The organism is Dermacoccus sp. PAMC28757 (assembly GCF_014302635.1).
GTDB lineage: Bacteria > Actinomycetota > Actinomycetes > Actinomycetales > Dermatophilaceae > Dermacoccus > Dermacoccus abyssi.
The window spans coordinates 908,598-933,112 of record NZ_CP060292.1 but is presented as its reverse complement, the minus strand read 5'-3'; the positions used below and the strand labels follow the sequence as shown (position 1 = coordinate 933,112).

Sequence of the window (24,515 nt, the reverse complement as noted above, 5' to 3'; positions counted from 1 at the left end):
CGTCATTCGAGGTTCTTACTTGACCTTCTTGGCCGCGGCGGCGAGCTGCGGCAGGAACGTCTCGAGAGCGACCGGGATCGACAGCACGGTCGGGCCGGACATCGCCGCGGACGGCTTCTGCTCCTTGATCGAGACGAACGTGTCGTTCTTGATCGCCGGGATCTTGCCCAGCAGGGCGTTGCTCTTGATCTTGCTCGGCTCGGCGCCCTGCAGTTCGTCGAACACGACGATGTCCGAGTCGATCTGCGCGGCCTTCTCGGCAGAGAGGTCGACGAAGAACGACTTGCTGCTCTTCGTCTGCTTGGCGATTCCGTCACCGTCGGGCAGGCCGAACTCGGCGAGGGTGCGCGGACGGTTGTCGCTCGGGGTGTAGACACCCACCGTGTTGAGGTTCGTCGGCGTGAAGTAGACCCACGAGGCCGTCTTGCCCTTGAGCTCGGGGTACTTGGCGACGGCGTCGCTGATCTTCTTCTTGGTCTCGGCCATGAGCTTCTCGCCCTCGGCCTTCTGGCCCAGAGCGGTCGCGATCATGGTCGTCGACTCCTGCCAGGACGTGCCCCAGGCGACCTTCGGGTACGCGACCGTGGGTGCGATCTTCGAGAGCTTGTCGTACTGCTCCTTCGTCAGACCCGAGTTCGTTCCGAGGATGAGGTCGGGCTGGTACGTCGCGATCTTGTCGACGGGCGTGCCGTCCTTGTCGCTGAAGCGCGCCGGAGCCTTGCCCCCGATCTTCTTGAGCTGAGCGTCGAGCCAGTCGGTGGACTTGTTCGCGTTGGCGCCCCACGTCACCTCGGGTGCCGCGACCGGCGCGACGCCGAGGGCGGCGACGACGTCGGCGTCACCCCACCCGACGACGACGACCTTCGTCGGGGCCTTCTCGATCTTCGTCGTACCGAAGGCGTGCTTGACCTCGACGGGGAAGCCAGACCCGGCGCCCCCACCCGAGCTCTTGCTCTCCGACGATTCGTCGGACGACGAGCCGGTGCCACAGGCGGCCAGGGCGGTGGCGGCAGTGCCTGCGGTGGCGAGGGCGAGGAAACCACGGCGGTTGATCACGGGGGACCTTTCGATGAAGGGACAACAGCAGATAAGCAGTTACGTCACGTCGACGTGACGCAATGCCTAGCAACGTGAGTTAGGCAATGCTAACCTCACATGTGTTGCTCGATGCAACGCCCGCACCCGCAGTCGAGACGGAAGGCGTCGATGATGACCCCGACCACCGCACGCGCTCGCGCGTTGCGCCCAGTCGATCGCGGTGAGGCCGGCCGGATCCTGGCCGACCTTCGCGCGCAGGACTTCGTCTTCACCGTCCTCGAAACCGAGCGCGTCAGCGACACCTACCAGCGCGTGCGCTGCGCAGGCAACGGATTCCTGCGCACTCATGCCCCGTACCCCACGATGTGGGTGCGCCTGTGGTTCACCGATCCCACGGGAAACGGCGCCGGCCACCAGCGCGCCTACACGCTCGTCGACCCCAACGTCGAGACCGACACCTTCTGGCTCGAGTTCGCCATCCACGACGGCGCTGCCGCCCGCTGGGCGCAGCAGACCGTCCCCGGCGACGAGATCGAGGCCAGCCTCTACGGGTCGGAACCGTCCCTGCCCGACTGCGACGACGTCGACCGTCACCTCCTCGTCGGAGACACCGCCTCCCTGCCGGCGATCAACTCGCTCCTCGACGCCGTGAGCGCCGCGCCGACCACTGTTGTCCTCGAGTGGGTGCACCCCGAGGACCGTGCGCTGCCTGTTCGCCTACGTGCACAGGATTCGCTGCGCTGGGTGCGTCGCACCGACAACGGTCAGGGCCTGCTCGACGCCGTCGATGCGGAGATCGCCGCGTTCGTCGCTGCAGACGGGGCGCCCGGCGAACGCACGAACCTGCACGCCCCCGAGGCCACCTGCACGCGGCTGTTCGCGTGGGGCGCCTGCGACACTGTCACGACCCGCGCCCTGACGAAGAAGCTGCGCGCGGCAGGCCTTCGTCGCGACTGCATCAAGACGCTCGGCTACTGGTTGCCGCCGAAGGAAGCCGACCAAGCGCTCGCCGGCTGACGCGCGGCCGGCCCGCCCACGAAGCGAAACGAACTGCCCACGCCCCCTCGGGAGCGTGGGCAGTTCGTCTTCACGTCCGGCCCGTGAGGCCAGCGTTCAGGCCTTCGGGACGTTGCGCTCCAGTTCGTCGAGCCAGGCCTTGCCCGAGGCATCGGACGGCATGCGCCAGTCGCCGCGGGGAGACAATGCACCGCCGGCGCTCACCTTCGGTCCGTTCGGCAGCGCCGAGCGCTTGAACTGCTGGCTGAAGAAGCGCTTGTAGAACACCTCGAGCCAGTGACGGATCTCCTCGAGGGAGTAGACCGGGCGCTTGTCCTCCGGGAAACCGGCGGGCCAGCGGCCGTCGTCGACATCGTCCCAGGCGTGCATGGCGAGGAACGCGATCTTGCTCGGGCGGAAGCCCTGCGAGAGCACGTGGTAGAGCGTGAAGTCCTGCAGGTTGTACGGGCCGATGTTCGCCTCGGTCGACTGCGGCGTCTCGCCCTCCTTCGTCGGCACGAGCTCGGGCGTGATCTCGGTGTCGAGGATCGACAACAGCGTCTCGCCGACGCGCTCGTCGAACTGGTCGCTCGAAGCCACCCAGCGCACGAGGTGCTGCATGAGCGTCTTCGGGACGCCGGCGTTGACGCCGTAGTGCGACATCTGGTCACCGACGCCGTAGGTGCACCAGCCGAGTGCGAGCTCCGACAGGTCACCCGTGCCGAGGACGATGCCGCCCTTGCTGTTGGCGATACGGAAGAGGAAGTCGGTGCGCAGACCGGCCTGGACGTTCTCGAACGTGACGTCGTAGACCTCCTCACCGCGCCCGAACGGGTGGCCGAGATCCTTCAACATTTGCGTGGCCATCGGGCGGATGTCGACCTCCTCGAACGTGACGCCGAGCGTCTCGCCGAGCTTGTACGCGTTCGACTTCGTGTGGTCGCTCGTCGCGAAGCCCGGCATCGTGTACGCCAGGATGTCGGTGCGCGGGCGTCCGAGGCGGTCCATCGCCTTGGCCGCGACGATGAGCGCGTGCGTCGAGTCGAGACCACCCGAGACACCGATGACGATCTTCGGCTGGCCGATCGAGCGCATGCGCTGCTCGAGTGCGCTGACCTGGATCTCGTACGCCTCGTAGCAGTCCTGGGCGAGGCGGGCTTCGTCGGCGGGCACGAACGGGAAGCGCTCGATCTCGCGCTTGAGACCGAGGTCGGCGTCCGGCACACCGAGCTCGAACGGCACCTCGCGCAGCGGTCGCGCCGGGCCGAAGCTCAGGCGGTTGTCGTCATAGCTGCCGTAGCGCTGGCGCGCCTGGCGGATGGCACCGAGGTCGATGTCCGCGACGCTGGAGCGCGGGCCCTCGGGGAAGCGCTGCGTCTCGGCGAGCAGGGTGCCCTGGTCGTAGATCATCGTCTGGCCGTCCCAGGCGAGGTCGGTGGTCGATTCACCCTCACCGCTCGCGGCGTACACGTAGGCCGCGAGGGTGCGGAACGACTGGCTCTGGACGACGAGGCTGCGCTGCGCCGACTTGCCGACCGTGATGGGTGAACCGGAGAGGTTCATGAGGACGCTCGCGCCCGCGAGGGCCGCCTCGGACGAGGGCGGGATGGGCACCCACACGTCCTCGCAGATCTCGACGTGGATCGCGAGGTCCGGCAGGTCGAGCGCCCGGAAGACGAGGTCGGGGCCGAAGGGCACCTCGCCGAGTTCCTCGCCGAGGTCGACGTGCTCGCCGCGCTGATCCTCGCCGAACGCGTACCAGCGCTTCTCGTAGAACTCGCGGTAGTTGGGCAGGTAGCTCTTCGGGACGACGCCGAGCACCTCACCCTCCTTGACGACGACGGCGCAGTTGTAGAGGCGCTGGCCCTTACGAATCGGCGCGCCGATGACGGCGACGGGCGTGAGCCCGCGCGAACCGTCGACGACGGCGGCGATCGCGCGCAGCACGTCGTCGAGCAGCACGTCCTGCATGACGAGGTCCTCGACGCTGTAACCGCAGAGGTTGAGTTCGGGGTAGACCGCGGCCGCCACACCCTCGTCGTGCAGCTCACGCATCGACTCGAGAACGCGCTCGGCGTTCGTCATCGGGTCGGCGAGCGCAATGGGGTGAGTGACCGCCGCGACGCGGGCGAATCCGTGCGCGTACAGGGAACGGAAGTTCATGGTTCCCAGCATGTCAGAACCCACCGAGGACGCCTGTGAGGAAGGTGCCGGCGCCCCGCGGTGACGCCACGGCGGGGGCCGTTGGCTACGGTCTAGTCATGACGCACTCCGGCTGTTGGACCACGCGCTCGAGCACCCCGAAGTACACCAACCCGTGGATCAGCGTCCGGGAGGACGCCGTCGTGCGCCCCGACGGCGGCGAAGGCGTGTACGGCGTCGTCACCATGCGCAATCCGGCCGTGTTCGTCGTGGCGATGACGGACGAGGACGAAGTCCTCATGGTCTCGCTCTACCGTTACCCCACCCAGGCGATGTCACTCGAGGTACCGGCCGGCGGCAGCGACGGTGAGAACCTGCTGCTCGCAGCGCAGCGTGAGCTCGTCGAGGAGACCGGCTACACGGCCCGCGAGTGGCGCGAAATCGGGCGCATGAACGCACTCAACGGAGTGTGCGACGCCCCCGAGCACGTCTTTCTCGCCACGGGCTTGCAGGCCCCGGCCAGTGTCGAGGACGCCGAGAGGGCAGCCCGTGAGCAGAAGGCCGAAGGGATCTCCGCCGTTCGAGCCGTTCCGTGGCGCGACCTCACGCGTCTCGTCGCCGACGGGGAGATCACCGATGGCGAGACACTCGCTGCCCTCATGTTCGCTGCGGCTACCCTCGGGCGGTTGTGACAACAGGGGTTGCGCAACAGGTAACGTCGGTGACGGTGCCCACACTCGCGAGCGCGATCAGCCGAACCCACGAGGAACGACATGCCCAGCGACGTCGAGATTGCAGCCGCCTACCCCATGCAACCCATCGAGGACATCGCGGCGAAGATCGGCATTCCCGAGTCCGAGATCTTCCGCTACGGCCCGCACAAGGCCAAGGTCTCGCTGCCGTACGTTCAGGGGCGCGACCGGCGTGAGGGCAGCAAGCTCGTGCTGGTCACCGCGACGAGCCCGACGCCGGCCGGCGAGGGCAAGACGACGACCACGGTGGGCCTCGTCGACGGGCTCGCGCAGATCGGCGAGTCCGCCGCAGCCGCGCTGCGTGAGCCGAGCATGGGGCCCGTCTTCGGGATGAAGGGCGGGGCCGCCGGCGGAGGGCGCGCCCAGCTCAACCCGATGACGGACATCAACCTTCACTTCACCGGTGACTTCGCGGCCATCGCCGCCGCACACAACCTGCTCGCAGCGGTGCTCGACAACCACCTGCAGCAGGGCAACGCGCTCGGCATCGACCCGCGCCGCATCACCTTCAAACGCGTGCTCGACATGAACGACCGCGCGCTGCGCGACATCGTCATCGGCCTCGGGGGCCCGACGAACGGCGTGCCGCGAGAATCCGGCTTCGACATCGTCGTCGCGAGCGAGGTCATGGCCATCTTCTGCCTTGCCGCGTCGATCGACGACCTCAAGGAGCGCCTCGGTCGCATCGTTGTCGCGCGAACCTACGAGAAGGCACCCGTGACCGCGAGCGACCTCGGCGTCCACGGCGCCATGGCGGCTCTTCTCGCCGACGCGTTGGCGCCCAACCTCGTCCAGACGCTCGAGGGCAACCCCGCCTTCGTCCACGGCGGCCCGTTCGCCAACATCGCGCACGGCTGCAACTCGGTGACGGCGACGCAGACCGCCCTCGCTCACGCCGATTGGACCGTGACGGAGGCCGGCTTCGGCGCCGACCTCGGCGCGGAGAAGTTCATCGACCTCAAGTGCCGCTTCACCGGCCTGCGCCCGGACGCCGTCGTCCTCGTCGCGACGGTGCGCTCGATGAAGTACCACGGCGGCGTGGCCGTCGCCGACCTCACGACGGAGAACGTCGAGGCGATGCTCGCCGGCATGAGCAACATCGAGCGCCACCTCGCGAACATCCGCGACGTGTGGGGCCTGCCCGTCGTCGTGGGCGTCAACCGCTTCCCGAGTGACACCGACGCCGAGATCGAGGCCTTCACGAAACACGTCGAGGGGCTCGGCGTGAAGGTGGAGATCTGCACCCACTTCGCCGACGGCGGCAAGGGCGCGGTGGGGCTCGCGAAGGCCCTCGTCGAGATCACGTCCGGCCAGAAGCCCGAGCTGTCGTTCACCTACGGCGACGACCTCGGGCTCGCGGCGAAGGCAGAGACGGTCGCGCAGCGCATCTACGGCGCGGAGCGACTCGAGATCCCCTCGGCCGTCGCCAAGCAGATCGCCCAGTTCGAGGACGAGGGTTACGGCCACCTTCCCGTGTGCATCGCGAAGACGCAGAAGTCGTTCACGACCGACGACGCCGAACGCGGCGCCCCGTCGGGCCACGTCGTCGAGGTGCGCGAGGTGCGCCTGGCCGCCGGTGCGGGCTTCGTCGTCTTCGTCTGCGGCTCGCTCATGACGATGCCGGGCCTGCCGAAGAAGTCGGCCGCACTCGCCATCGACGTGGATTCCGACGGCGCCGTCACCGGCTTGTTCTGACAGGCGTCCACCCCTCTACGGATGAAATCCGCCCTTCCTGCGCACAAGCCCTCGGCTTGGGCACACGAAGGGCGGACTTCATCCCTGCCCGCGTTTACGGCAGGACGCGCGGGCTGTACTTGACGGCCGCGCGCGCCTCGGCGCGAGCACCCGCCTTGGCGAACGCTGCCTTGCGAGCCTTCGCCGTGTTCTGCGACACGAGGAGCACGAGCTGCTCGGCGCGCTCCCGGCGGAACGTCGTACGCGGCGAGGTGTTCCACGAGCGGTTGAACAGACGCTTCGCGGCGGCGAGCTGATCGGGCGACTTCGTCGTCAGGTCGTGAGCGAGTTCCATGGCCGACGCGAGGGGGTCACCGCTCACCTCGGAGGCGAGGCCGAGTTCGACGGCGCGCTCGCCGGAGAACATCTCGGCCGTCATCGTGAGCTTCTTCGCCACGTCGATGCCGACGAGTTCCTTGAGGGACTGCACGCCCGACATGTCGGGGATGAGACCCCACTTGCCCTCGAGCACCGACCACTCGGAGTCGGAGGTCGTGTAGCGGTAGTCGGCGCCGAGCGCGATCTGTAGACCGCCGCCGTAGCAGTGGCCGTGAACGGCGGCGATGACGGGCACCGGCACGCGGCGCCACGCCCAGCACGCCTCCTGGAAGGTGTTCGTGCCGCGCCAGAGGCGCGGGATGAACGCGGGGATGATCTTCGCCGGCGCCTTGTTGACCGAACCGAAGTCGAGACCGGCGCAGAACGAGCGCCCTTCGCCCGAGATGACGACGGCGCGCACCGCCTTGTTGGTACGCACGTGATGCGCGGCGGCCACGAGTTCGCCGAGCATCGGCAGGGTGAGGCCGTTCAGCTTGTCGGGTCGGTTGAGCTTGACGTGGGCGATGCCCCCGGTGATCGTCGTCTCCACATTCGCCATTGCGCCAGCGTACGAGACCAAGGCCCGCCCCACCTGCGGATCGAGCGGCATTCGCCGCGTCATGGACGAGCCTCGACGAGCGTGCCGTCGACGAGTTCGTATGATCGCGCGCCGGCCAGCGAGGGCGCGTAGGCGTGGACGGTGAGGACGGGGTCGTCACCGGAGGCCGTCGTCGTGTGCACGAGACCGGGTGCGAACGAACGGTGCTCGCCCTCCCCCACGAGATGTGTGGCCCGCTCGCCGGAGGGCAGGAGGACCTCGTCGAGCAGGACACCGCGCACGACGACGTACGCCCCGGAGGCGGCGCCGTGGTCATGCCACCCGCTCGTCGCGAACGGCGGCCATGTGATGGCCCACATCTCCAGGTGGGCGGTGGCGGCGAGGGAGACGCGATGACGCCGTTCGCCCGGGCGCAGTTCGTCGAGATGCGCGGCCAGCGAGTCGTCGCTCGCGAAGAGCTGTGCCATGCGCACGAGTTGCTCGTCGGTGAAGGTGGTGATGCCGGGGGCATCCTGGGTCGCCATCAGGTCTCCGTCGTCTGGAATCGGTCGGCCGGTGCGCGCGCATTCTCGCACCGACTCGTCCAGCGAAGCACTCGTCACCGACGACCGGGCGCCAGCAAAGCTGTGAAATCCCTCTGAAACCCGAGATGGTGCGCGACCGGGCGTCCTCATCGATCACCCGCGGAGCACGAGCCGCTCCCGGCCACAGTGGCGCCCGAGTCCAACCCGGGCCGTCACACGCCCGGTCGAACAGTGACAGAAATCTCATTCGCGACGTACCATCTATGGGCGGGACAATTGAACGTACGTCCGACTAGGCGCCAGGACGGGGCAGACGCCTCACCGAACGTGCGGACACACCCACCAGCGTCTCGGCGGTGGAGCCCCCACCCGTCTCCGCGCAGCCACTTGATCCCTGTGGGTGAGATCTCGGTCTGATATTTCACCTATCATAGGGGCGGGTCTCACCCTCGGTCCGGCCTCAGCCCGACACGATCGCAGCCGCATCTCGGCCAGCCGCAAGGAAACAGAAGTACATGAACGCTCGCCCGGTTCGCGCACACCTGCGCACCACCACGATCGCGACGACGGCCGCCATGGCCCTTTTCGCCACGGGAGGCGCGGCCCTGGCCACGCCCGCTGCCGCAGCCACCCGCCCCGTCGAGATCCAGGCCACCGTCCTGGTCCTCGACGACGGACAGCCCATGGTGGGCGCCATCGTCGACCGCCTCAGCAAGGAGGGAGTCGCCTACCAGAAGGTCGACCTCACCTCCGCGTCCCGCCCGCAGCTGACGCCGTCCTTCTTCGCGAGTCAGGGGTTGCTCACGACCCGGGCGAAGTTCATGGGCGTCGTCACGCCCAGTGCCGAACCGGCAAGCCTCTCCGACGCCGAACGCGCCACCCTGGCCCGGTACGAGACGACGTTCAAGGTGCGTGAGTTCAGCGCCTACAACTGGCCGAGCACAGGCATCGGCCTGGAGAATCAGTACAGCGGTGCCGTCGATGGCATGACCGGCGACCTCTCCGGCGCGGCGAAGACCAACGGCTTCGATTACCTCAAGGGTTCGGTCACGTTCGACGACCTCTCCCCCAGCGTCGCCGAGAGCTACGGCTACATCGCGAAGACGGCGGCCCTCAGTGACGGCGCCACCTACACCCCGTACCTCACGCTTCCCGTGCCCGGCACGGGCAACAGCGGCTCCCTCCTCGGCGTCTATGCCAAGGGCGGTCGCGAGCAGCTCATCAGCACCGTCGCGTCCAACGCGTCGCAGCAGCACTGGAAGGTGCTCTCGCACGGCATCGTCTCGTGGTTGACCCGAGGCATCTCGACGTCCTACTCGCGCAACTTCTTTGCGGTCCAGGTCGACGACGTCCTGCTGCCCGACGCCGAGTGGAACGCCGAGGGCAACTGCACCGTCGGCGACGACTGCAACCCCGCCACCTACCCGGAGACGGCGCCCGGCGCCACCTCGCGCATGACGGCCCAGGACGTCGACCAGCTCGCCGCCTGGCAGCGCACCAACGGCGTCAAGCTCGACGTCGCCTTCAACGGCGCGGGTGCGGCCGACCAGAAGGCCGAGACCGGCTCCGACGCCCTCGAGGCGTCGTTGCTGGCCAACAAGAACGAGTTCCGCTGGATCAACCACACGTGGTCGCACCCCTACCTCGGCTGTGTTCACGACGACTCGACGACGCCGTGGCAGTGCGCGAAGACGTCGACGGGTGGCATCAACTGGGCCTCGCAGGCCACGATCGCCTCCGAGATCAGCAAGAACGTCGCGTACGCCAAGACGAACACGCTGCCCAACTTCGACGCCGCGAGCCTCGTCACCGGCGAGCACTCGGGTTTGAAGTCGCTGCCGCAGATGCCGGCCGACAACCCCTACCTCGCGCCCGCCCTGACGCAGCAGCGCATCAAGTGGATCGCGTCGGACGCCTCGCGCGAGAGCGAACCGCGCGTCCTCGGCTCCGCGACGACCGTGCCGCGCCACCCGATGAACATCTACTACAACACCTCGACGAAGGCTAACGCCGTCGACGAGTACAACTGGCTCTACACGAGCCGCGCCGACGGCGGATCCGGGCTGTGCGAGGACAACCCGGCCACGAGCACGTGCATCACGCCGCTGACGCAGGACGGGTTCGACTCCTACATCGTGCCCAAGGAGAAGCAGATCGCCCTGGGGCACGTGCTCGACAACGACGCCCGCCCGCACTACGCCCACCAGAGCAACCTGACGGGCGACCGCATCCTCTACCCGGTCGTCGAGAGCATTCTCGGCTCCTACCGCGGCGTCTACGCCGACAACGCTCCCATCGTCAACGTCACGACGGCCGAAGCGGGCACGCAGCTCGTGCGTCAGCAGACGTGGCGGGCCAGGAGCTCGCAGGTGCAGGCGACGATCTCCGGCACCAAGCTGCAGCTGTTCAACAACTCCTTCTCTGCGATCGACGTGCCCGTGACGGCACCGTCCGGCACCCGCTCGGGCCTTTCGACGTTCGGGCAGAGCTACGGCGGGCAGTCGTCCGACTGGGTGCGCCTGAGCGGCCTCGGCCTCAAGACGTTCACCCTGCCCACCGCGACCGGTTTCGCCACGAGCGCCTCGTGGGACACCTCCGCCGCCGCGACGCCCGCCACCCCGAGCGCGCCTGCCCTCACACCGGGCACGGCGAAGGACGGCACGTCGACGCGAGAGATCGTCCAGCCGGTCGCCGACAGCGACCTGATCGCGGCCGCCGGCTGAGACCCGCATGCACGTGGCGTTGCTGAACGAGGGGACGTATCCGGTCGTGCACGGCGGGGTCAGCACCTGGTGCGACCAGTTGGTGAAGAACCTACCCGAACACGAGTTCTCCATCGTGACGCTCACCGGCACGCAGCACGAGAGCGTGTGGCCGCTGCCCTCCAACGTCCGCTCGTTCCAGGCCAAACCCATGTGGGGTGAGGTGAGGCGTCGGTGGTCGTTCGAGGCGCTGCGAGCCTGGGGTGAGTCGTCGGCGATCGACTCCGCCTACCGCCAGTTGTGGTCGGCCGTGTTGCCGCCTGCAGGTCGATCGGTCGACCTGCAGGCGGCGACGGCCGGGCTGCGCGTCCTCGCTGCCGAGTACGCCCAACCCCTCATGGCGCACTTCACGGGCGGCCTGGGGACGAAGGCGCTCATGGGCGCCTGGGCGTCGCACGTGAAGGGCACGGGCCTACCACCGTTGTCGGGGTCGCAGGCGGCGGACGTCTCGCGGCACGTCGACCGTTTTCTCGCGGTGCTCAACGTGTCATGGCCGAGCGTCGACCTCATCCACGCCACGACGAACGGTCCGGCAGGGCTCATGGCACTCGGCCGGCACTGGCGGGACGGCACACCCATCGTCCTGACCGAGCACGGCGTGCACCTGCGCGAGCGCTACCTCGCGCTGCGCGCCGCGAACTTCCCCTGGACCGTGCGCTACGCCCTTATGGCGATGACGCGCGCCGTCTGCCAGACCGTCTACAACCACTGCGAACTCATGACGCCCGTGAGCGAGTTCAACGCAGGATGGGAGCGCGAGCTCGGAGCGAAGGCGCAGCGCGTCATCACCGTGCCCAACGCCGTCGACGCCACGGCCTTCCCACCCGTCGAGGGCGAGCCGGACGTGCCGACCGTCAGCTTCGTGGGTCGCATCGACCCGCTCAAGGACCTGGCCACCCTCATCGAGGCGTTCGCGATCGTGCGCGACTCGGTACCGGATGCCCGCCTGCGGCTCTTCGGCCCGACGCCAGCCGGCAACGAGGCCTACCGGGCGGAACTCGACGCGCTCGTCGTCGCATGCGGCCTCGAGGCGAGCGTGACGTTCGAGGGCGCGGTGCCCTCGGCCCGACCCGCCATCGAAGCGGGCCACGTGGTCGCCCTGTCCAGCATCTCCGAGGGGCTGCCCTACACCGTCATCGAGTCGATGATGTGCGGCCGCGCGACCGTGAACACCGACGTCGGAGGAGTCAACGAGTGCGTCGGGCGCGACGAGACGTGCGGGCTGCTCGTACCGCCACGCGACGCCCAGGCCCTGGGTGAGGCGCGCGTGCGCCTGCTCGTCGACGATGCGGAACGGCAAGCCATGGGACGCCGTGCGCGCGAGCGCGCCCTGTCGACGTTCGACCTCGCGAAGTTCACCGCACGCTACCGGTGCATCTACCAGCGCAGCGCCGCCACGGTGCCCGAGGCAGACCTCGACGACGTCCGCCGCGCCCTCGAGGCAGCCGACTCGAGCGCCACACGTGAGTACGCCGCCGCGACCCACGCCGCACCCACCACCACGGAGGCCGAGTCGTGTCGATGACGCTCAAGGAGGCGACCGGGACGAGGGCGACGGGCGACGACGAGACGCACCCCGAGCTCGCCGCCTCGGTCGACAACACCGTCGACCTCTTCGACGCCGCCGCTCACCTCGAATCGATGGGGTTCGGGGGCCGCAGCTCGGTGCGCCACGGCTATGCGAACACCTTCGCGCACGCTGACGCGCTCGTGCGCACGCGCCTGGCCGGCGCCGTCGTCCTCACGGGCCACGAGCGCACGGACGAGGTGCGCACGTGGAGGCGGGCCTGGAGCCAGGCGCTCGCCCGATCCCTCACGATGCTGTGCGGCGTCCTCATCTGCATCGCGACGATCACGTCGCACAACACGAACGCCGTCTTCACGGCGGGCGCCGTCGGCTGGCTCGCGGGGCAGCTCGTCAGCGCGACGATGTGGCAGGGGCTGTCCTCCGCGAGTCGCCTCAAGGCGAAGGTGAACGGCGCCTGCGTCGGCTCCGTCTCCCTCTTGCTCTCCGCGGGCGCCTGCCTCGTCGTGGATTCGTGGGTGCCGCTGCTGTGGGCCCTGTGGAGTTGTGCGATCTCGGCTCTCGTCGTCATCGGTTCGCCCGTGCAGCTTCTCGTCGCCGTCCTGCCCTGCGCCGCGCTGACGGGGGTACTGCTCGTCGTCGAACCGGGCGCGGCCACGGTCGTCAGCCGCGTCATCGTGGTCGGGTTCGCCGCGGTGACGGGGTACATCGTCGCGAGCGCAGCCCGGGAGCAACAGCAGCGCGCGCGAAGTCTGGCGCGCGAGGTGCTCCATCCCGTCCTGGCTTGGAGCACCCTTCAGACGCTCGCGCTCATCACCCAGTTGATGGTGCTCGTCGCCCACGTCGGCAACGCGTTCACGCTGCCGATGGCGATCGCTGGTCTCGCGGCCTCCGCGGCCTGCGAACCGGTGCTCGACAGTGCCCTGCTCGGCGCGAAGCGCCTCGCGTTCCTCACGGACAGCTGGCGTCAGTTGCGGTGGATGACGGCCGGGCTCGGCATTCTCGCCGTCGGCCTCGTCTGCGGCGTCGGGCTCATCGCCGCGTTCTGCATGCTCGCTGCCGCGGGCGGTGACCGCAACGACGCCCACGTCTTCCTACCCGCCGTGCTCATCACCGCCCTCGCCACGACCGGCTCCGGCGTTCAACTGCGCACCGGCAACGCCCCCGGCGCGGCCGCAGTGGCGGCGGGCAGCCTCGCCGTCGTCCTCGTCTGCCTGCCCGGCGGCGACGCCGTCGGCCTCCTCCTGGCCTCGCTCGTCCTCTTCGTCACCGTCAGCGCCGTCACGGCCCGACGCACCTCCCACTCCGCGAATTGGTGACCCCCGTGTTCCACGTTCTTCAACCCACCCCGGCCGTGCCCTGGTACATCCACCCCGCGCAGGCTCCGCTCGCCTGGCAGCGCCTCGCCGAGGGCGCGTTCGGTTTCGGCTTCGTCGTCGTCAACATCGAGAACGGGCCCGGCCGCGGACCGCAGGATCCCTACTACCGCGAACCGCTCGCGCGCGGGCTCGCCACGACGACGGTCGGGTACGTCAACGTCGGCTACGGCCAGCGCCCCTGGGGTGACGTGCTCGAGCAGGTCGAACAGTGGCAGCGGTGGTACGGCATCCACGATGTCATGCTCGACTGCGTCCCGTCGCAGGATCGTCAGGGCGCCTGGTCGGTCGAGTGGATCGACGCGCTGCGGCGTGCCGGGGTCGAGCACGTCATCGCCAACCCCGGCGTCGTGCCAACGCGACGCCTCGTCGAGACGGCCGACGTCACCTGTGTGGCCGAGGCTGCCTGGCAGGACTACGCCCACCTGCAGATGCCCGAGTGGTTGCAGGCGGTCAGCCCGCACAAGCAGTGGCACCTCGTGCACGGCGTGCCACCCGAGCACCTCGCCTCCGTGCCGGCCCTGGCCGCGAGCCGCGGTGCGCACTTCAGCTGGGCCACCGACCGTGGCCTGCCCAACCCGTGGGACGTGCTGCCCGCGCCGTACGCCGACTGTCACCCTGAACTCGTGAAGGCACGATGAAGACCTCGCTCCCCGCAGCGGGCGCGCTCGTGCTCGCGCTCACGACGAGTGCGTGCGCGGCCACGGCTGACCAGGCCCTTCCGTCGTCCGCGAGTGCCGCCGGAACAGCCTCGAGCGCCGCAACGTCGAACGGCAAGCCGGGCGCCACGTGGTGGAAGCCCGCGCGTGGGCAGAGCTGGCAGATCCAGTACAGCGGCGCGCTCGACACCTCCGTCAAGGCATCGGTCTACAACCTCGACTGGGAGGAGACGAGCACGAAGACCGTCACCGCTCTGCACCGGCGCAACATCAAGGTGATCTGCTACATCAACGCCGGCGGTTACGAGCAGTGGCGGCCGGACGCGAAGGCGTTGCCCGCGTCGACGCTCGGCAAGCCGCTCGATGACTGGCCGGGCGAGCGCTGGCTCGACGTGCGCCAGCGCGCCAAGCTGGCGCCGATCATGGCCAAGCGCATGGACGTGTGCAAGGCGAAGGGCTTCGACGCCGTCGACCCCGACAACTTGGATGGGTACGCCGCGACGAGCGGGTTCCCCATCAAGCAGTCCGACGCCGTCGCCTACCAGCGTCAACTCATCGCCGACGCACACAAGCGTGGCCTTGCGATCGGCCTCAAGAACAGCCTCGAGATCCTCCCGCAGCTTCACACAAGCATCGACTTCGCCGTCAACGAGGAGTGCGTCGCCTACGACGAGTGCGACAGCTACGCGCCGATGCTCGCGGCGAAGAAGCCCGTCTTCAACGTCGAGTACTCCGGCACGACGGCGAGCGTGTGCTCGCGCGTGCCCAAGGGCATGAGCACGATCATCAAGCCCCTCGAGCTGACGGCCAAGCGCACCGCCTGCTGACGTACGCTCGGGGCTGCCTCGGACGTGCGGGCCTGAGCGCACGCGTTATGCGTGCGGGCTGGAGAGCTCACGGCCTGCTGCCGTCGTTAGCGTGAGGATGCGGGCGGTCGGTCGACTCGGCGCACGCCCGGCTGATGCGGCCGGGTCCCCACGCCGAATGGGGTGAAACCCGGCCGCGTTCTCGCGTCTCAGGCGCCCACGTAGGCCTTGAGGTGCTCGCCGGTGAGCGTCGTGGCATCGGCGACGAGGCCGGCCGGGGTGCCCTCGAAGACGACGCGACCACCGTCGTGCCCGGCGCCCGGGCCGAGGTCGATGATCCAGTCGGCGTGCGCCATGACGGCCTGATGGTGCTCGATGACGATGACGTTCTTGCCTGCGTCGACGAGTTGATCGAGCAGGGCGAGCAACTGCTGCACGTCGGCGAGGTGCAAGCCGGTCGTCGGTTCGTCGAGGATGTACGTGCCGCCCTTGTCGCCCATGTGCGTCGCGAGCTTGAGGCGCTGACGTTCGCCGCCGGACAGCGTCGTCATCGGCTGCCCGATCGTGAGGTACCCGAGGCCCACGTCGTCGAGGCGTTGCAGGATCTTCGCGGCAGCAGGCGTCTTCGCGTCGCCCTCGGCGAAGAAGGCGAGCGCCTCGGCGACCGACATCCCGAGCACGTCACTGATGGTCTTCGCGCCGAACGTGTACTCGAGCACCTCCGGCTTGAAGCGTTTGCCCTCGCATTCGTCGCAGGGGGTTTCGACGGTGTCCATGATGCCGAGGTCGGTGTAGATGACGCCGGCGCCCTTGCACGCCTCGCACGCACCCTCGGAGTTGGCGCTGAACAGGGCGGGCTTGACGCCGTTGGCCTTCGCGAACGCCTTGCGGATCGGGTCGAGCAGACCCGTGTAGGTGGCCGGGTTCGAGCGGCGGGAGCCCTTGATGGCGCCCTGGTCGATGGCGACGACGTCGTCGCGAGCGCCGAGGCCGCCATGGATGAGCGAGCTCTTTCCCGAACCGGCCACACCCGTGACGACGACAAGGACGCCGGTGGGCACGTCGACGTCGACGTCCTGCAGGTTGTGGCTGCTCGCGCCGCGGATCTCGAGCTGCCCCGTGGGCTTTCGTGCCGATTCCTTGAGCTTCACGCGGTCGTGTAGGTGGCGACCGGTGAGGGTGTCCGAGTCGGAGAGCCCCTCCACGGTGCCTTCGAACATGATCTCGCCGCCCTCGCTACCGGCTCGCGGGCCGAGATCGACGACGTGATCGGCGATGGCGATGGTCTCCGGCTTGTGCTCGACGACGAGCACCGTGTTGCCCTTGTCGCGCAGGCGACGCAGCAGGTCGTTCATGTTCTCGATGTCGTGCGGGTGCAGGCCGACCGTCGGCTCGTCGAAGACGTACGTGACGTCGGTGAGCGAGCTGCCGAGGTGCCGGATCATCTTGACGCGCTGCGACTCGCCACCCGAGAGCGTTCCGGAGGGCCGCTCGAGTGAGAGGTAGCCGAGCCCGATCTGGACGAAGGCGTCGAGCGTCTCGGTGAGGCCTGTGAGCAGCGGCGCGACCGAGGGTTCGTCGAGGCCGCGCACCCACTCGGCGACGTCGGTGATCTGCATGGCGCACACGTCGGCGATCGAGTACGTGCCGATCTTCGACGCGCGAGCGCCCTCGGTGAGGCGGGTGCCCTCGCACTCCGGGCACGTGCGGAACACGACGACCCGCTCGACGAACGCGCGGATGTGCGGCTGCATCGCCTCGACGTCCTTGCTGAGCATCGAGCGCTGGATGCGGGGGATGATGCCCTCGTAGGTGAGGTTGATGCCCTCGACCTTGATTTTCGTCGGCTCCTTGTGCAGGAGGTTGTCCATCTCCTTCTTCGAGTACTTCTTGAGCGGCTTGTCCATGTCGAAGTACTTCGAGCCCTCGAAGATGCGCCCGTACCAGCCGTCCATCGTCATGCCCGGCACCCGCAGCGCACCTTCGCGTAGCGACTTCTCCGCGTCGAACAGTTCGTCGAGGTCGAAATCGCTGACGCTGCCGCGCCCTTCGCAACGCGGGCACATGCCGCCCGTGACGCTGAACTGACGCACCTCACGCGTGCCGTCGGCCTTCTTGAGCGAGCCGACGCCGCTCGCCGAGGCGACGTTGAACGAATACGCGCGCGGACCGCCGATGCTCGGGGTGGCGAGGCGGCTGAAGAGAATGCGCAGCATCGCGTTGACGTCGGTGACCGTGCCGACCGTCGAGCGCGGGTTCGCGCCGAGACGCTCCTGGTCGACGATGATCGCCGTCGTGAGCCCTTCGAGGAGATCGACGTCGGGGCGCGCCAGCGTCGGCATGAAGCCTTGGACGAACGAGGAGTAGGTCTCGTTGATCATGCGCTGGCTCTCGGCCGCGATCGTCTTGAACACGAGCGAACTCTTGCCCGAACCGGAGACGCCGGTGAAGACCGTGAGCCGGCGCTTCGGCAGCTCGACGCTGACGTCCTTGAGGTTGTTCTCCCGAGCACCGGCGACGCGGATGATCTCGTGGGCGTCAGCGGGGTGTTCGTCGGTCATGGCGCACTCCTGATCGAGGGGACTGCTGCCGATTGTGCCGCGCGGCACCGACAACCCCCAAGATCAGCGCATGGCGCGCCCGTGAACACCCGGAGGCGTCACGGGTTCTGGGTGATGACGGAGACCATCTCGTCGTCGCCCGGGTCGTGACCCGGGGCAACCGAGCGCACCTGCTCATTCGTCACGTGCCACGTGCGCTCGTAGGGCTCGAGGCTCACGGCCTCACCCGACTCGAGCGACTTCTCGATGGCGGCGAGCACCCTGACGTCGCAGAGGCCCTCGGCACCCGAGGGCTCGGGCTCGGACCCGGCGCGAACGCAGTCGACGAAGTATTCGACCTGTCCGGCGAACTGGTCGACGGGGTCGTATCGGTGCTCGCTGCTGTTGCCGTCGGTATCCGTCGTCGTCCAGGTGATGGCGACGTCGCCGCCCCAGTCGTAGCAACTCGAGGACGTCATGATGCCTTCGCTGCCCGCCAGCGTAAAGCTCTCGGTGTACGCCGTCGAGTACGAAACGGTGAACTGAGCGACCCGCTCGTCCGGGAAGACGAGCGTGACGGCCACCGTGTCGGGGAAGTCGCGATCGCTCGTGCGCACACCGTGAGCGCTGACCTCGATCGGCTCCGCGTCGAAGAGCATGCGGGCCTCGTTGAGCGGGTAGGTGCCCATGTCGGCCACCGGCCCACCCCAGAAGCCGTTGTTGGATCGGTGGTTGCGCTCGTCGATCGTCTGGGCGAAGACGCTCGAGAAGAATCGGGGTTCACCGACCGCGCCCCCGCGCACCGCCTCGACGAGGGCCACCGTGCCCGGCTCCTGGTGGAGGCGGTAGGCGGCCATGAGGGTTGCCCCGCCACGCTCGGCCGCGTCGATGATCGCCTGGGCGGCTTCGACGCTCACCTCGAACGGTTTCTCCACGAGCGCATGGATGCCGGCCTCGAGCGCCGGGACGGCGAACTCGCGGTGGCGGAAGACGGGGGTGGCGACGTAGACGGCGTCGATGGTGCCCGAGGCGAGCAGTTCGGGGTACTGCTCGTAGCTGTAGGCCGCAAGGCCGTACTGCCCGGCGAGCCGGTCGCGCTTCTCCTCGTCACCGGAGACGAGGGCGACCAGCTCGGAGCTCTCCGTACGGCCGATCGCCGGCATGAACGCCTGCTGGGAGATCTGGCCGCCTCCCACGACAGCCCAGCGGAGCGCCCGCTTCTCCTCGGTGTTCTTTGCGTTTTCTTCGGCGTTGATCGTCATGCTTTCCACACTAGGCACACCTGCCCGGCGGGCGGCAGGGGCCTTACGGGTGGGTGTGCACCGGCTCGTCGCGGCCGGCTCCCGCAGGCGGGATTCAAGGATCGTCCCCGGCAGTTCCGGCCGATGACCACCCTCCTGCCTCTACAGTGACGCCGTGAGTTCCCCCGCGCCCGCTTCGAGTTCGACGCTGCCCGTCGGGGATTCGTCGAAGCGGCGACGGGTGTGGGCGAACGTCGGCATCGCCGTCGCGACGTTCCTCTCGGCGGCGCTGGCCGCCGGGTATGCGGACACCCGCCTCTACGGTCACCGCGCCGGCGAGACCATCGGCGACCTGACTGCTGCCGCGTTCTTCGCCTCACTCGCGGTGTGTGCGGGTCTGTGCTGGCGGTTTCGTTCGACGGCTGCCCTCCTCGTCACCGCCGTCATCGCCTGTCTTCCGCCGTTGTTCCTGCCGGCGGACAGCCTTCCGGCGCTCATCGCGATGGCGAGCGTCATCGTGTGGCATCCCGACGTGCGCGCTCGGGTCGGTGTGGCGGCGGGCGCGACGCTGGCGACGTTCGTGGCCGTGTGGCGTGATTCGAGGGGAACGCGCGACGACACGAGCTTCTGGAACAGCCTCGAACATCCCGACGGCAGCCCCGGCACGTGGGAGCCGATGCCGCTGTGGCAGGTCGCACTCATCACCGCGTTGCTCGTCGCGGCCTTCGCGGGTGTGGCTTTGCTGCGGCGCAGCCGTCGGGACGTGACGCGCGAGCACGCCCGCGCCGCACAGGCCCAACGACAAGCGCATCAGGCCCGCACCCACGCCGCCGAGGCACAGTCGCGCGCGCAGGATCTGGGGCGGCGCCTGGCCGAGCAGGACGAGCGCGAAGCCCTGGCGCGGGAGGTGCACGACGTGCTGGGGCATCGCCTCAGCATCCTCGCCATGCAGGCCAACGCTCTGGAGATCGAGGCGCAGGCCTCCGGTGCGCTTGATGTCCAGGAGCGCGCACGCCAGATCCAGCAGGGCGCGGCCGGTTCGATGACCGACCTGCGCTCGCTGCTGGCGATCCTGCGTCACGGGCCCCAGGCCGGCGAGCGTCCCTACGAGCTGGCCGATATCGCGACGCTCGTCACCGAGTGCATCGATGCGGGCACCCCCGTCTCGTCGAACGTCTTCGTCGACCAGTCGAGCCCCCTCGACCCGGTCGTCTCGCGCAGCGCCTACCGCATCACCACCGAGCTGCTGACGAACGCCCGCAAGCACTCCCCTGGCAACCTCGTGCGCCTGCACATCCACGGCAACCCGCATGACGGGCTCGTCATCTCGACCGAGAACCCGCTCGGGTCCGGCGGTTCGGGCACGGGCAGCCAGAGCGGGTTGGCGGGCATCGGTCGGCGTGCCAACGACCTCGGTGGCCGGTTCTGGGCCGGGCCGAGCCTGGACGGACGCACCTACACCGCCACGGCGAAGCTGCCGTGGCACCTGCCCCGATGACGATCCGCACACCCCCGACGCGAGGAGAACGCCCATGACGAACGCCGAACAGCCCATCCGCGTCCTCGCCGTCGACGACGACCCGATGGTGCTCGACCTCATCCGCGTCATGCTGAAGGCGGCGCCCGACATCGACCTCGTCGCGACCGCGAGCGACGGCGACGAGGTGATCAACGCCGTCACGGCGCATCACCCGGATGTCGTGCTCATGGACGTGCGGATGAAGCGTCTGGGCGGCATCGACGCGACCGCCGCGCTGATGAAGCGGCCTGCCGCGCCCCGCGTCATCATTCTCACGACGTTCGACGAGCAGGAGTACGTGCCGCGGGCGATGGACGCCGGGGCAGTAGGTTTCATCCTCAAGTCGGCGGCCAGCAAGGCGTTGTACGACGCGATTCGCGATGCACACGCCGGCGCCAGCCCGATGTCGCCTCAGAGCGTCGGGCACCTTCGCAGCGGCTATCTCGACGGTGGGGGTCAGGCGCGCGGACGCGCCCGGGCACTGCTCGAGGCGCTCACCGACCGCGAGCGGGAGGTCGCGATGCTCGTGGCGCAGGAGTTGAGCAACCCGGCCATCGCGAAGCAGCTCTTCGTCAGCGAGAGCAGCGTCAAGCAGTACGTCGCCGCCGTCCAGGGCAAGCCCGGCGTCGAGGGTCGCGTGGGCATCGCGACGACGGTCGCCCGCGCGGAATAGCCCCGCTCACCGATGGTGCGGTGTCGGCGCGCCGCATGTGGCGCGCACACGACGCACCTTCGGCTCGACGTGCGTCAGATCGCGGCGTCGAGGGTGGCCATTTCCTCCGGTGACAGATGCGGGGCGGCAAGTGCCTCGTCGAGCTGCTCCACCGAGCTGACGCCCACGATGGGGCGCATCGAGGGGCTGCTCTGCACGAGCCAGCTGAGCACGATCTGACCCGGCTTGGCGCCACGCGCCTGCGCCACCTCACGCAGCGCCGCGAGACGCGCCGTCGTCCCGGGGTGGTCGTAGACGTCCGGGAACGGCCGGTCGGCACGGTCGTAGCTGCCCTGCACGAGCGGGCTGTAGGCCCAGCACTCCATCTCCGGGTGGGTCTGCAGGTAGTCGATCGTCTCGTCGGTGACGAAACCGAAGCGGTGATCCTTGCCCGGCACCTGCGTGTCGGGGCGCGGACGCACGTAGCTCGTCGTCAGCTGCAGCGCCGTCCACGGCTCGACGCCCTGCTGCTCGGCGAGCATGCGCGCCTGTTCGACGCGCCACGTCGGGTGGTTGCTGGCGCCCAGGCGCTTCACCGCGCCGTCGGCCACGAGCGCGCCCATGGCCGCGACGACGTCGGCCATCGGGGTCGAACGGTCCTCACCGTGCGCCCAGTACAGGTCGACGACGTCGATACCGAGCCGCTCACGGCTGCGCTCGAACTGCGTGGCGATGACCTCCGGCGCGAGGCCTTCCCACTCGGTGAAGTCGCCGGGGCGCACCGGCTCCTGTGCCACCTTCGTCGCGATCGTCAGCCCGTCACGAACGCCCGGATTGGCGGCGAGCCACGCACCGATCGTGGCTTCGCTCTGGCCGCCGGCGCCCGTCGGATTCGCCCAGAACGCGTAGCAGTTCGCAGTGTCGAGCACGGTGCCACCGGCCTCGACGTAGCGGTCCATCAGCGCGAACGAGGTGGCCTCGTCCGTCTTCGTGCCGAAGTACATCGTGCCGAGGACGAGGTGGGGTGCGATCGGTGATGCCGAGGTCATCCCGCCATCCTGGCACGCCTCAACGGCGGGGGGTTCGCTCGATCCAGGCCGCGGGGATGGTGAGGCTCCACAGCGACTCGCTCTCGTCGAGGCGGTAGCTGCGCAGCGCGCCCACCCGAAGCAGACGCAGAGAACCGGCGATCATGACGAACGCGAGCGGCAGTTCGAGCAACCCCGCCGACAGGAGGGATTCGGCGCGTTCCGCGGGGGCCGCCGTCATGACGTCGAACCAGGCGTCGCACGCGAGCAGAACGCCGGTGGCGAACGAGAGTGGCATGAAGACCTGCTTGCGGCGCCATCCGCAGTACGCCGTGAGTGCCATGAGCGTGGCGAGGAGCAGGTCGAAGCCGACCCACGTGTAGCGCCAGTTGTGTGCCCGGTACTGCACCGGCAGCGTGAGGTTGAGGTAGAGCACCCACGGCACGAGCACGATGGCGCCACTGATCATGAGGCCGAGGCGGACCCTGCGGATCGTGCGGATGTGCGTGGGCAGAACGTCGTTCATCGGACGTTGCAGGCGTTCGATGAGATCGCGGCGCTCAGCCGTGCTGAGCGCCGCGATCTCATCGTCGGAAAGGACCATCGAGGTCAGCCGTTGTTGGCTCCGCAGTTGCAGCCGCCGCAGCCGCAGCCGCCGCCACCCTGACCGGCCGCCTGGGCCTGCATCTGGGCGCGGATGTCGTCCATGGGCAGTTCACGGATCTGACGGATGAGGTCGTCCACCGCGGTTGCGGGAAGGACGCCGGAGTTGGAGAACACCATGAGGCCGTCACGGAACGCCATGAGCGTCGGGATCGACTGGATGTTCGCCGCGGCGGCTAGCTCCTGCTCGGCGTCGGTGTCGACCTTCGCGAAGACGACGTCGTCGTGCTTCTCGCTCGCAGCCTCGAAGACGGGCGCGAACTGACGGCACGGGCCGCACCAGGCCGCCCAGAAGTCGACGAGGACGATGTCGTTGTTCTCGATGGTCTCGGTGAACTTCTCACCGGTCAGTTCGATGGTGGCCACAGGCCTTGCTCCTTGTGAAGGGTGCGGGACGTCGATCATTCAAACACTCGACCCCGCCGATTCCTTCCCCCTGCGGCGCGCGCCGGATGCGCGCCGTCCACCCTGCCCGGGGGTCGTGGGCGCGGTACGGCAACCTATTCTGGGAGCCCGTGCCGGCGCCCTACCGACATGAGGAAGCCATCCACCCGCTTCACCTCAAGGACATCCCCGTGAACGCAATTCTCGCCTCGACGCAACCAACAGGTGCCGGGCGTGATCCGTTGCGTGGGCCAGGGCGCACCACCACCGTGGTGGGAGTGGCGCTCACCCTCGTCGTCCTCGTCGTGGGCCTCGCGTGGGCCAAGTGGATTCCTTACGACGCCAAGGCCCGCGCCCTCGCCGAGTCCGGGACGTGGAGCGGGAAGGCGATCTTCGGCAAGGCGGGTCAGCCGGGTGACGCCCCGAGCTGGCACGGCGCCGTCGAGTTCACGCGCGCCTACGTCACCGCAGTGTGGAAAGCGGCTCTCGTGGCGATCCTCGTGGCGTCGGCGCTCGAAGCGTTCGTCCCGAAGCGCCTCATCCTCGATGCCATGAACCGGCGTAGCTCCTGGGCTCAGGGCGTCAGCGGCGGCCTCCTGGCCCTGCCGAGCATGATGTGCACCTGCTGCACCGCCCCGGTCGCCATCGGACTGCGCCGACGAGGAGCCCCCGCCGGCGCCACGATGGCGTACTGGCTCGCGAACCCGCTGCTCAACCCGGCCGTCCTGCTCTTCCTCGGGCTGACGATGTCGTGGCAGATGGTCTCCACGCGCGTCGCCGTCGGCGTCCTCGTCGTCGTGGGCGCCGCCTTCATCGCGCAGCGCCGAGCACGGGCGGTCGACCCCAGCGAACTCCTCGACGTCGACAGTGACCCGCGCAGTGTCGCCCAGATGCCCGTGCGCTTCCTCAAGGCGCTCGCGCGCTACCTCGTCATCGTCATTCCGGAATACCTTCTACTCGTCGTCCTGACGGGATTGTTCTCCGGGTGGCTTTCCGACTTCGCGCACCTCGGCGACCGTGCCGGGCTGCTGGCCCTCGTGATCGTCGGCGTGGTCGGCGCCCTGCTCGTCATCCCTACCGGGGGTGAGATTCCCGTCATTGCAGGTCTCACCGCTGCGGGAGTCGGCTTCGGCACGGCCGGGGTCCTTCTCATCACCCTGCCCGCGTTGAGCGTCCCGTCGCTCGTCATGGTGGCTCGCAGCTTCGGCGTCAGGACGACGCTCGGTGTGACCGCGTGGGTCATCACCGGAGGACTCGTGGCGGCCGCGGTGCTCACCGCCATCGCTTGATCCTGAGA

The 24,515-nt window shown here is 68.8% G+C and carries 20 protein-coding genes; 11 read left to right on the top strand and 9 right to left on the bottom strand.

Features of this window, described 5'->3' with window-relative positions:
* Positions 1 to 15: 15 nt before the first annotated feature.
* Positions 16 to 1,056 (bottom strand): iron-siderophore ABC transporter substrate-binding protein, encoded by a 1,041-nt coding sequence (locus H7F30_RS04525; RefSeq protein WP_187037030.1) that lies wholly within the window; start codon positions 1,054 to 1,056, stop codon positions 16 to 18.
* Between the two features lie 153 nt (positions 1,057 to 1,209).
* On the opposite strand from H7F30_RS04525, the gene H7F30_RS04520 reads away from it, so the two are divergent.
* Positions 1,210 to 2,055, top strand: a complete 846-nt coding sequence (locus tag H7F30_RS04520) for a siderophore-interacting protein (protein ID WP_187037029.1) — start codon at positions 1,210 to 1,212, stop codon at positions 2,053 to 2,055.
* A gap of 96 nt (positions 2,056 to 2,151) precedes the next feature.
* Here the strand turns inward: H7F30_RS04520 and H7F30_RS04515 are convergent, their stop codons facing one another.
* Positions 2,152 to 4,197, bottom strand: a complete 2,046-nt coding sequence (locus tag H7F30_RS04515; RefSeq protein WP_187037027.1) for an NAD(+) synthase — start codon at positions 4,195 to 4,197, stop codon at positions 2,152 to 2,154.
* A 98-nt stretch (positions 4,198 to 4,295) separates the two neighbouring features.
* On the opposite strand from H7F30_RS04515, the gene H7F30_RS04510 reads away from it, so the two are divergent.
* Together H7F30_RS04510 and H7F30_RS04505 are read left to right on the top strand one after the other, a co-directional pair.
* Positions 4,296 to 4,868, top strand: coding sequence for an NUDIX hydrolase (locus H7F30_RS04510; RefSeq protein WP_187037024.1), 573 nt, complete (start codon positions 4,296 to 4,298; stop codon positions 4,866 to 4,868).
* Between the two features lie 81 nt (positions 4,869 to 4,949).
* Positions 4,950 to 6,623, top strand: coding sequence for a formate--tetrahydrofolate ligase (locus H7F30_RS04505; protein WP_187037022.1), 1,674 nt, complete (start codon positions 4,950 to 4,952; stop codon positions 6,621 to 6,623).
* A 94-nt stretch (positions 6,624 to 6,717) separates the two neighbouring features.
* On the opposite strand, the gene H7F30_RS04500 is transcribed toward H7F30_RS04505, so the two are convergent.
* On the bottom strand, positions 6,718 to 7,539 hold the full coding sequence (locus H7F30_RS04500; RefSeq protein ID WP_187037020.1) for a crotonase/enoyl-CoA hydratase family protein: 822 nt from the start codon (positions 7,537 to 7,539) through the stop codon (positions 6,718 to 6,720).
* Positions 7,540 to 7,598: 59 nt separating this feature from the next.
* Positions 7,599 to 8,063: a cysteine dioxygenase gene (locus H7F30_RS04495; RefSeq protein ID WP_187037018.1), complete on the bottom strand. Its 465-nt coding sequence runs from the start codon at positions 8,061 to 8,063 to the stop codon at positions 7,599 to 7,601.
* A 515-nt stretch (positions 8,064 to 8,578) separates the two neighbouring features.
* Between H7F30_RS04495 and H7F30_RS04490 the strand changes: the two genes are divergently transcribed.
* Genes H7F30_RS04490 through H7F30_RS04470 form a run of 5 tightly spaced genes read left to right on the top strand, consistent with a single transcriptional unit; the run spans position 8,579 to position 15,212 of the window.
* The gene (locus H7F30_RS04490; protein WP_187037016.1) at positions 8,579 to 10,786 is read left to right on the top strand and encodes a hypothetical protein; all 2,208 of its coding nucleotides are present in this window, start codon (positions 8,579 to 8,581) and stop codon (positions 10,784 to 10,786) included.
* A 13-nt stretch (positions 10,787 to 10,799) separates the two neighbouring features.
* On the top strand, positions 10,800 to 12,350 hold the full coding sequence (gene pelF / locus H7F30_RS04485; protein WP_187037014.1) for a GT4 family glycosyltransferase PelF: 1,551 nt from the start codon (positions 10,800 to 10,802) through the stop codon (positions 12,348 to 12,350).
* Positions 12,341 to 13,669, top strand: coding sequence for a hypothetical protein (locus H7F30_RS04480; RefSeq protein WP_187037011.1), 1,329 nt, complete (start codon positions 12,341 to 12,343; stop codon positions 13,667 to 13,669). The genes pelF and H7F30_RS04480 overlap by 10 nt, the downstream gene beginning before the upstream one ends.
* Before the next feature lie 5 nt (positions 13,670 to 13,674).
* Positions 13,675 to 14,367 (top strand): spherulation-specific family 4 protein, encoded by a 693-nt coding sequence (locus tag H7F30_RS04475; protein WP_160126260.1) that lies wholly within the window; start codon positions 13,675 to 13,677, stop codon positions 14,365 to 14,367.
* Positions 14,364 to 15,212, top strand: coding sequence for an endo alpha-1,4 polygalactosaminidase (locus H7F30_RS04470; protein ID WP_187037010.1), 849 nt, complete (start codon positions 14,364 to 14,366; stop codon positions 15,210 to 15,212). Before H7F30_RS04475 ends, H7F30_RS04470 begins: the two co-directional genes overlap by 4 nt.
* Positions 15,213 to 15,400: 188 nt before the next feature.
* Here H7F30_RS04470 and H7F30_RS04465 read toward each other — a convergent pair whose 3' ends face one another.
* Both H7F30_RS04465 and H7F30_RS04460 read right to left on the bottom strand, forming a co-directional pair.
* Positions 15,401 to 17,752 (bottom strand): excinuclease ABC subunit UvrA, encoded by a 2,352-nt coding sequence (locus tag H7F30_RS04465; RefSeq protein ID WP_187037008.1) that lies wholly within the window; start codon positions 17,750 to 17,752, stop codon positions 15,401 to 15,403.
* A 98-nt stretch (positions 17,753 to 17,850) separates the two neighbouring features.
* Positions 17,851 to 18,993 (bottom strand): Gfo/Idh/MocA family protein, encoded by a 1,143-nt coding sequence (locus H7F30_RS04460; protein ID WP_187037006.1) that lies wholly within the window; start codon positions 18,991 to 18,993, stop codon positions 17,851 to 17,853.
* A gap of 154 nt (positions 18,994 to 19,147) precedes the next feature.
* Here H7F30_RS04460 and H7F30_RS04455 point away from each other — a divergent pair, with 154 nt between their 5' ends.
* Positions 19,148 to 20,470, top strand: a complete 1,323-nt coding sequence (locus H7F30_RS04455; RefSeq protein ID WP_187037004.1) for a sensor histidine kinase — start codon at positions 19,148 to 19,150, stop codon at positions 20,468 to 20,470.
* 34 nt (positions 20,471 to 20,504) lie between these two features.
* Positions 20,505 to 21,164 (top strand): response regulator transcription factor, encoded by a 660-nt coding sequence (locus tag H7F30_RS04450; RefSeq protein ID WP_187037002.1) that lies wholly within the window; start codon positions 20,505 to 20,507, stop codon positions 21,162 to 21,164.
* 74 nt (positions 21,165 to 21,238) lie between these two features.
* On the opposite strand, the gene H7F30_RS04445 is transcribed toward H7F30_RS04450, so the two are convergent.
* From H7F30_RS04445 to trxA, 3 genes are read right to left on the bottom strand one after another with little or no spacing between them, the layout of a single operon-like run.
* On the bottom strand, positions 21,239 to 22,192 hold the full coding sequence (locus H7F30_RS04445; protein ID WP_222617855.1) for an aldo/keto reductase: 954 nt from the start codon (positions 22,190 to 22,192) through the stop codon (positions 21,239 to 21,241).
* Positions 22,193 to 22,211: 19 nt separating this feature from the next.
* Positions 22,212 to 22,775: a hypothetical protein gene (locus tag H7F30_RS04440; protein WP_222617854.1), complete on the bottom strand. Its 564-nt coding sequence runs from the start codon at positions 22,773 to 22,775 to the stop codon at positions 22,212 to 22,214.
* 5 nt (positions 22,776 to 22,780) lie between these two features.
* Positions 22,781 to 23,200, bottom strand: coding sequence for a thioredoxin (gene trxA / locus H7F30_RS04435; protein ID WP_187036999.1), 420 nt, complete (start codon positions 23,198 to 23,200; stop codon positions 22,781 to 22,783).
* A gap of 209 nt (positions 23,201 to 23,409) precedes the next feature.
* Here trxA and H7F30_RS04430 point away from each other — a divergent pair, with 209 nt between their 5' ends.
* Positions 23,410 to 24,507, top strand: a complete 1,098-nt coding sequence (locus H7F30_RS04430; RefSeq protein ID WP_255464954.1) for a permease — start codon at positions 23,410 to 23,412, stop codon at positions 24,505 to 24,507.
* The last annotated feature ends 8 nt before the right edge of the window (positions 24,508 to 24,515 follow it).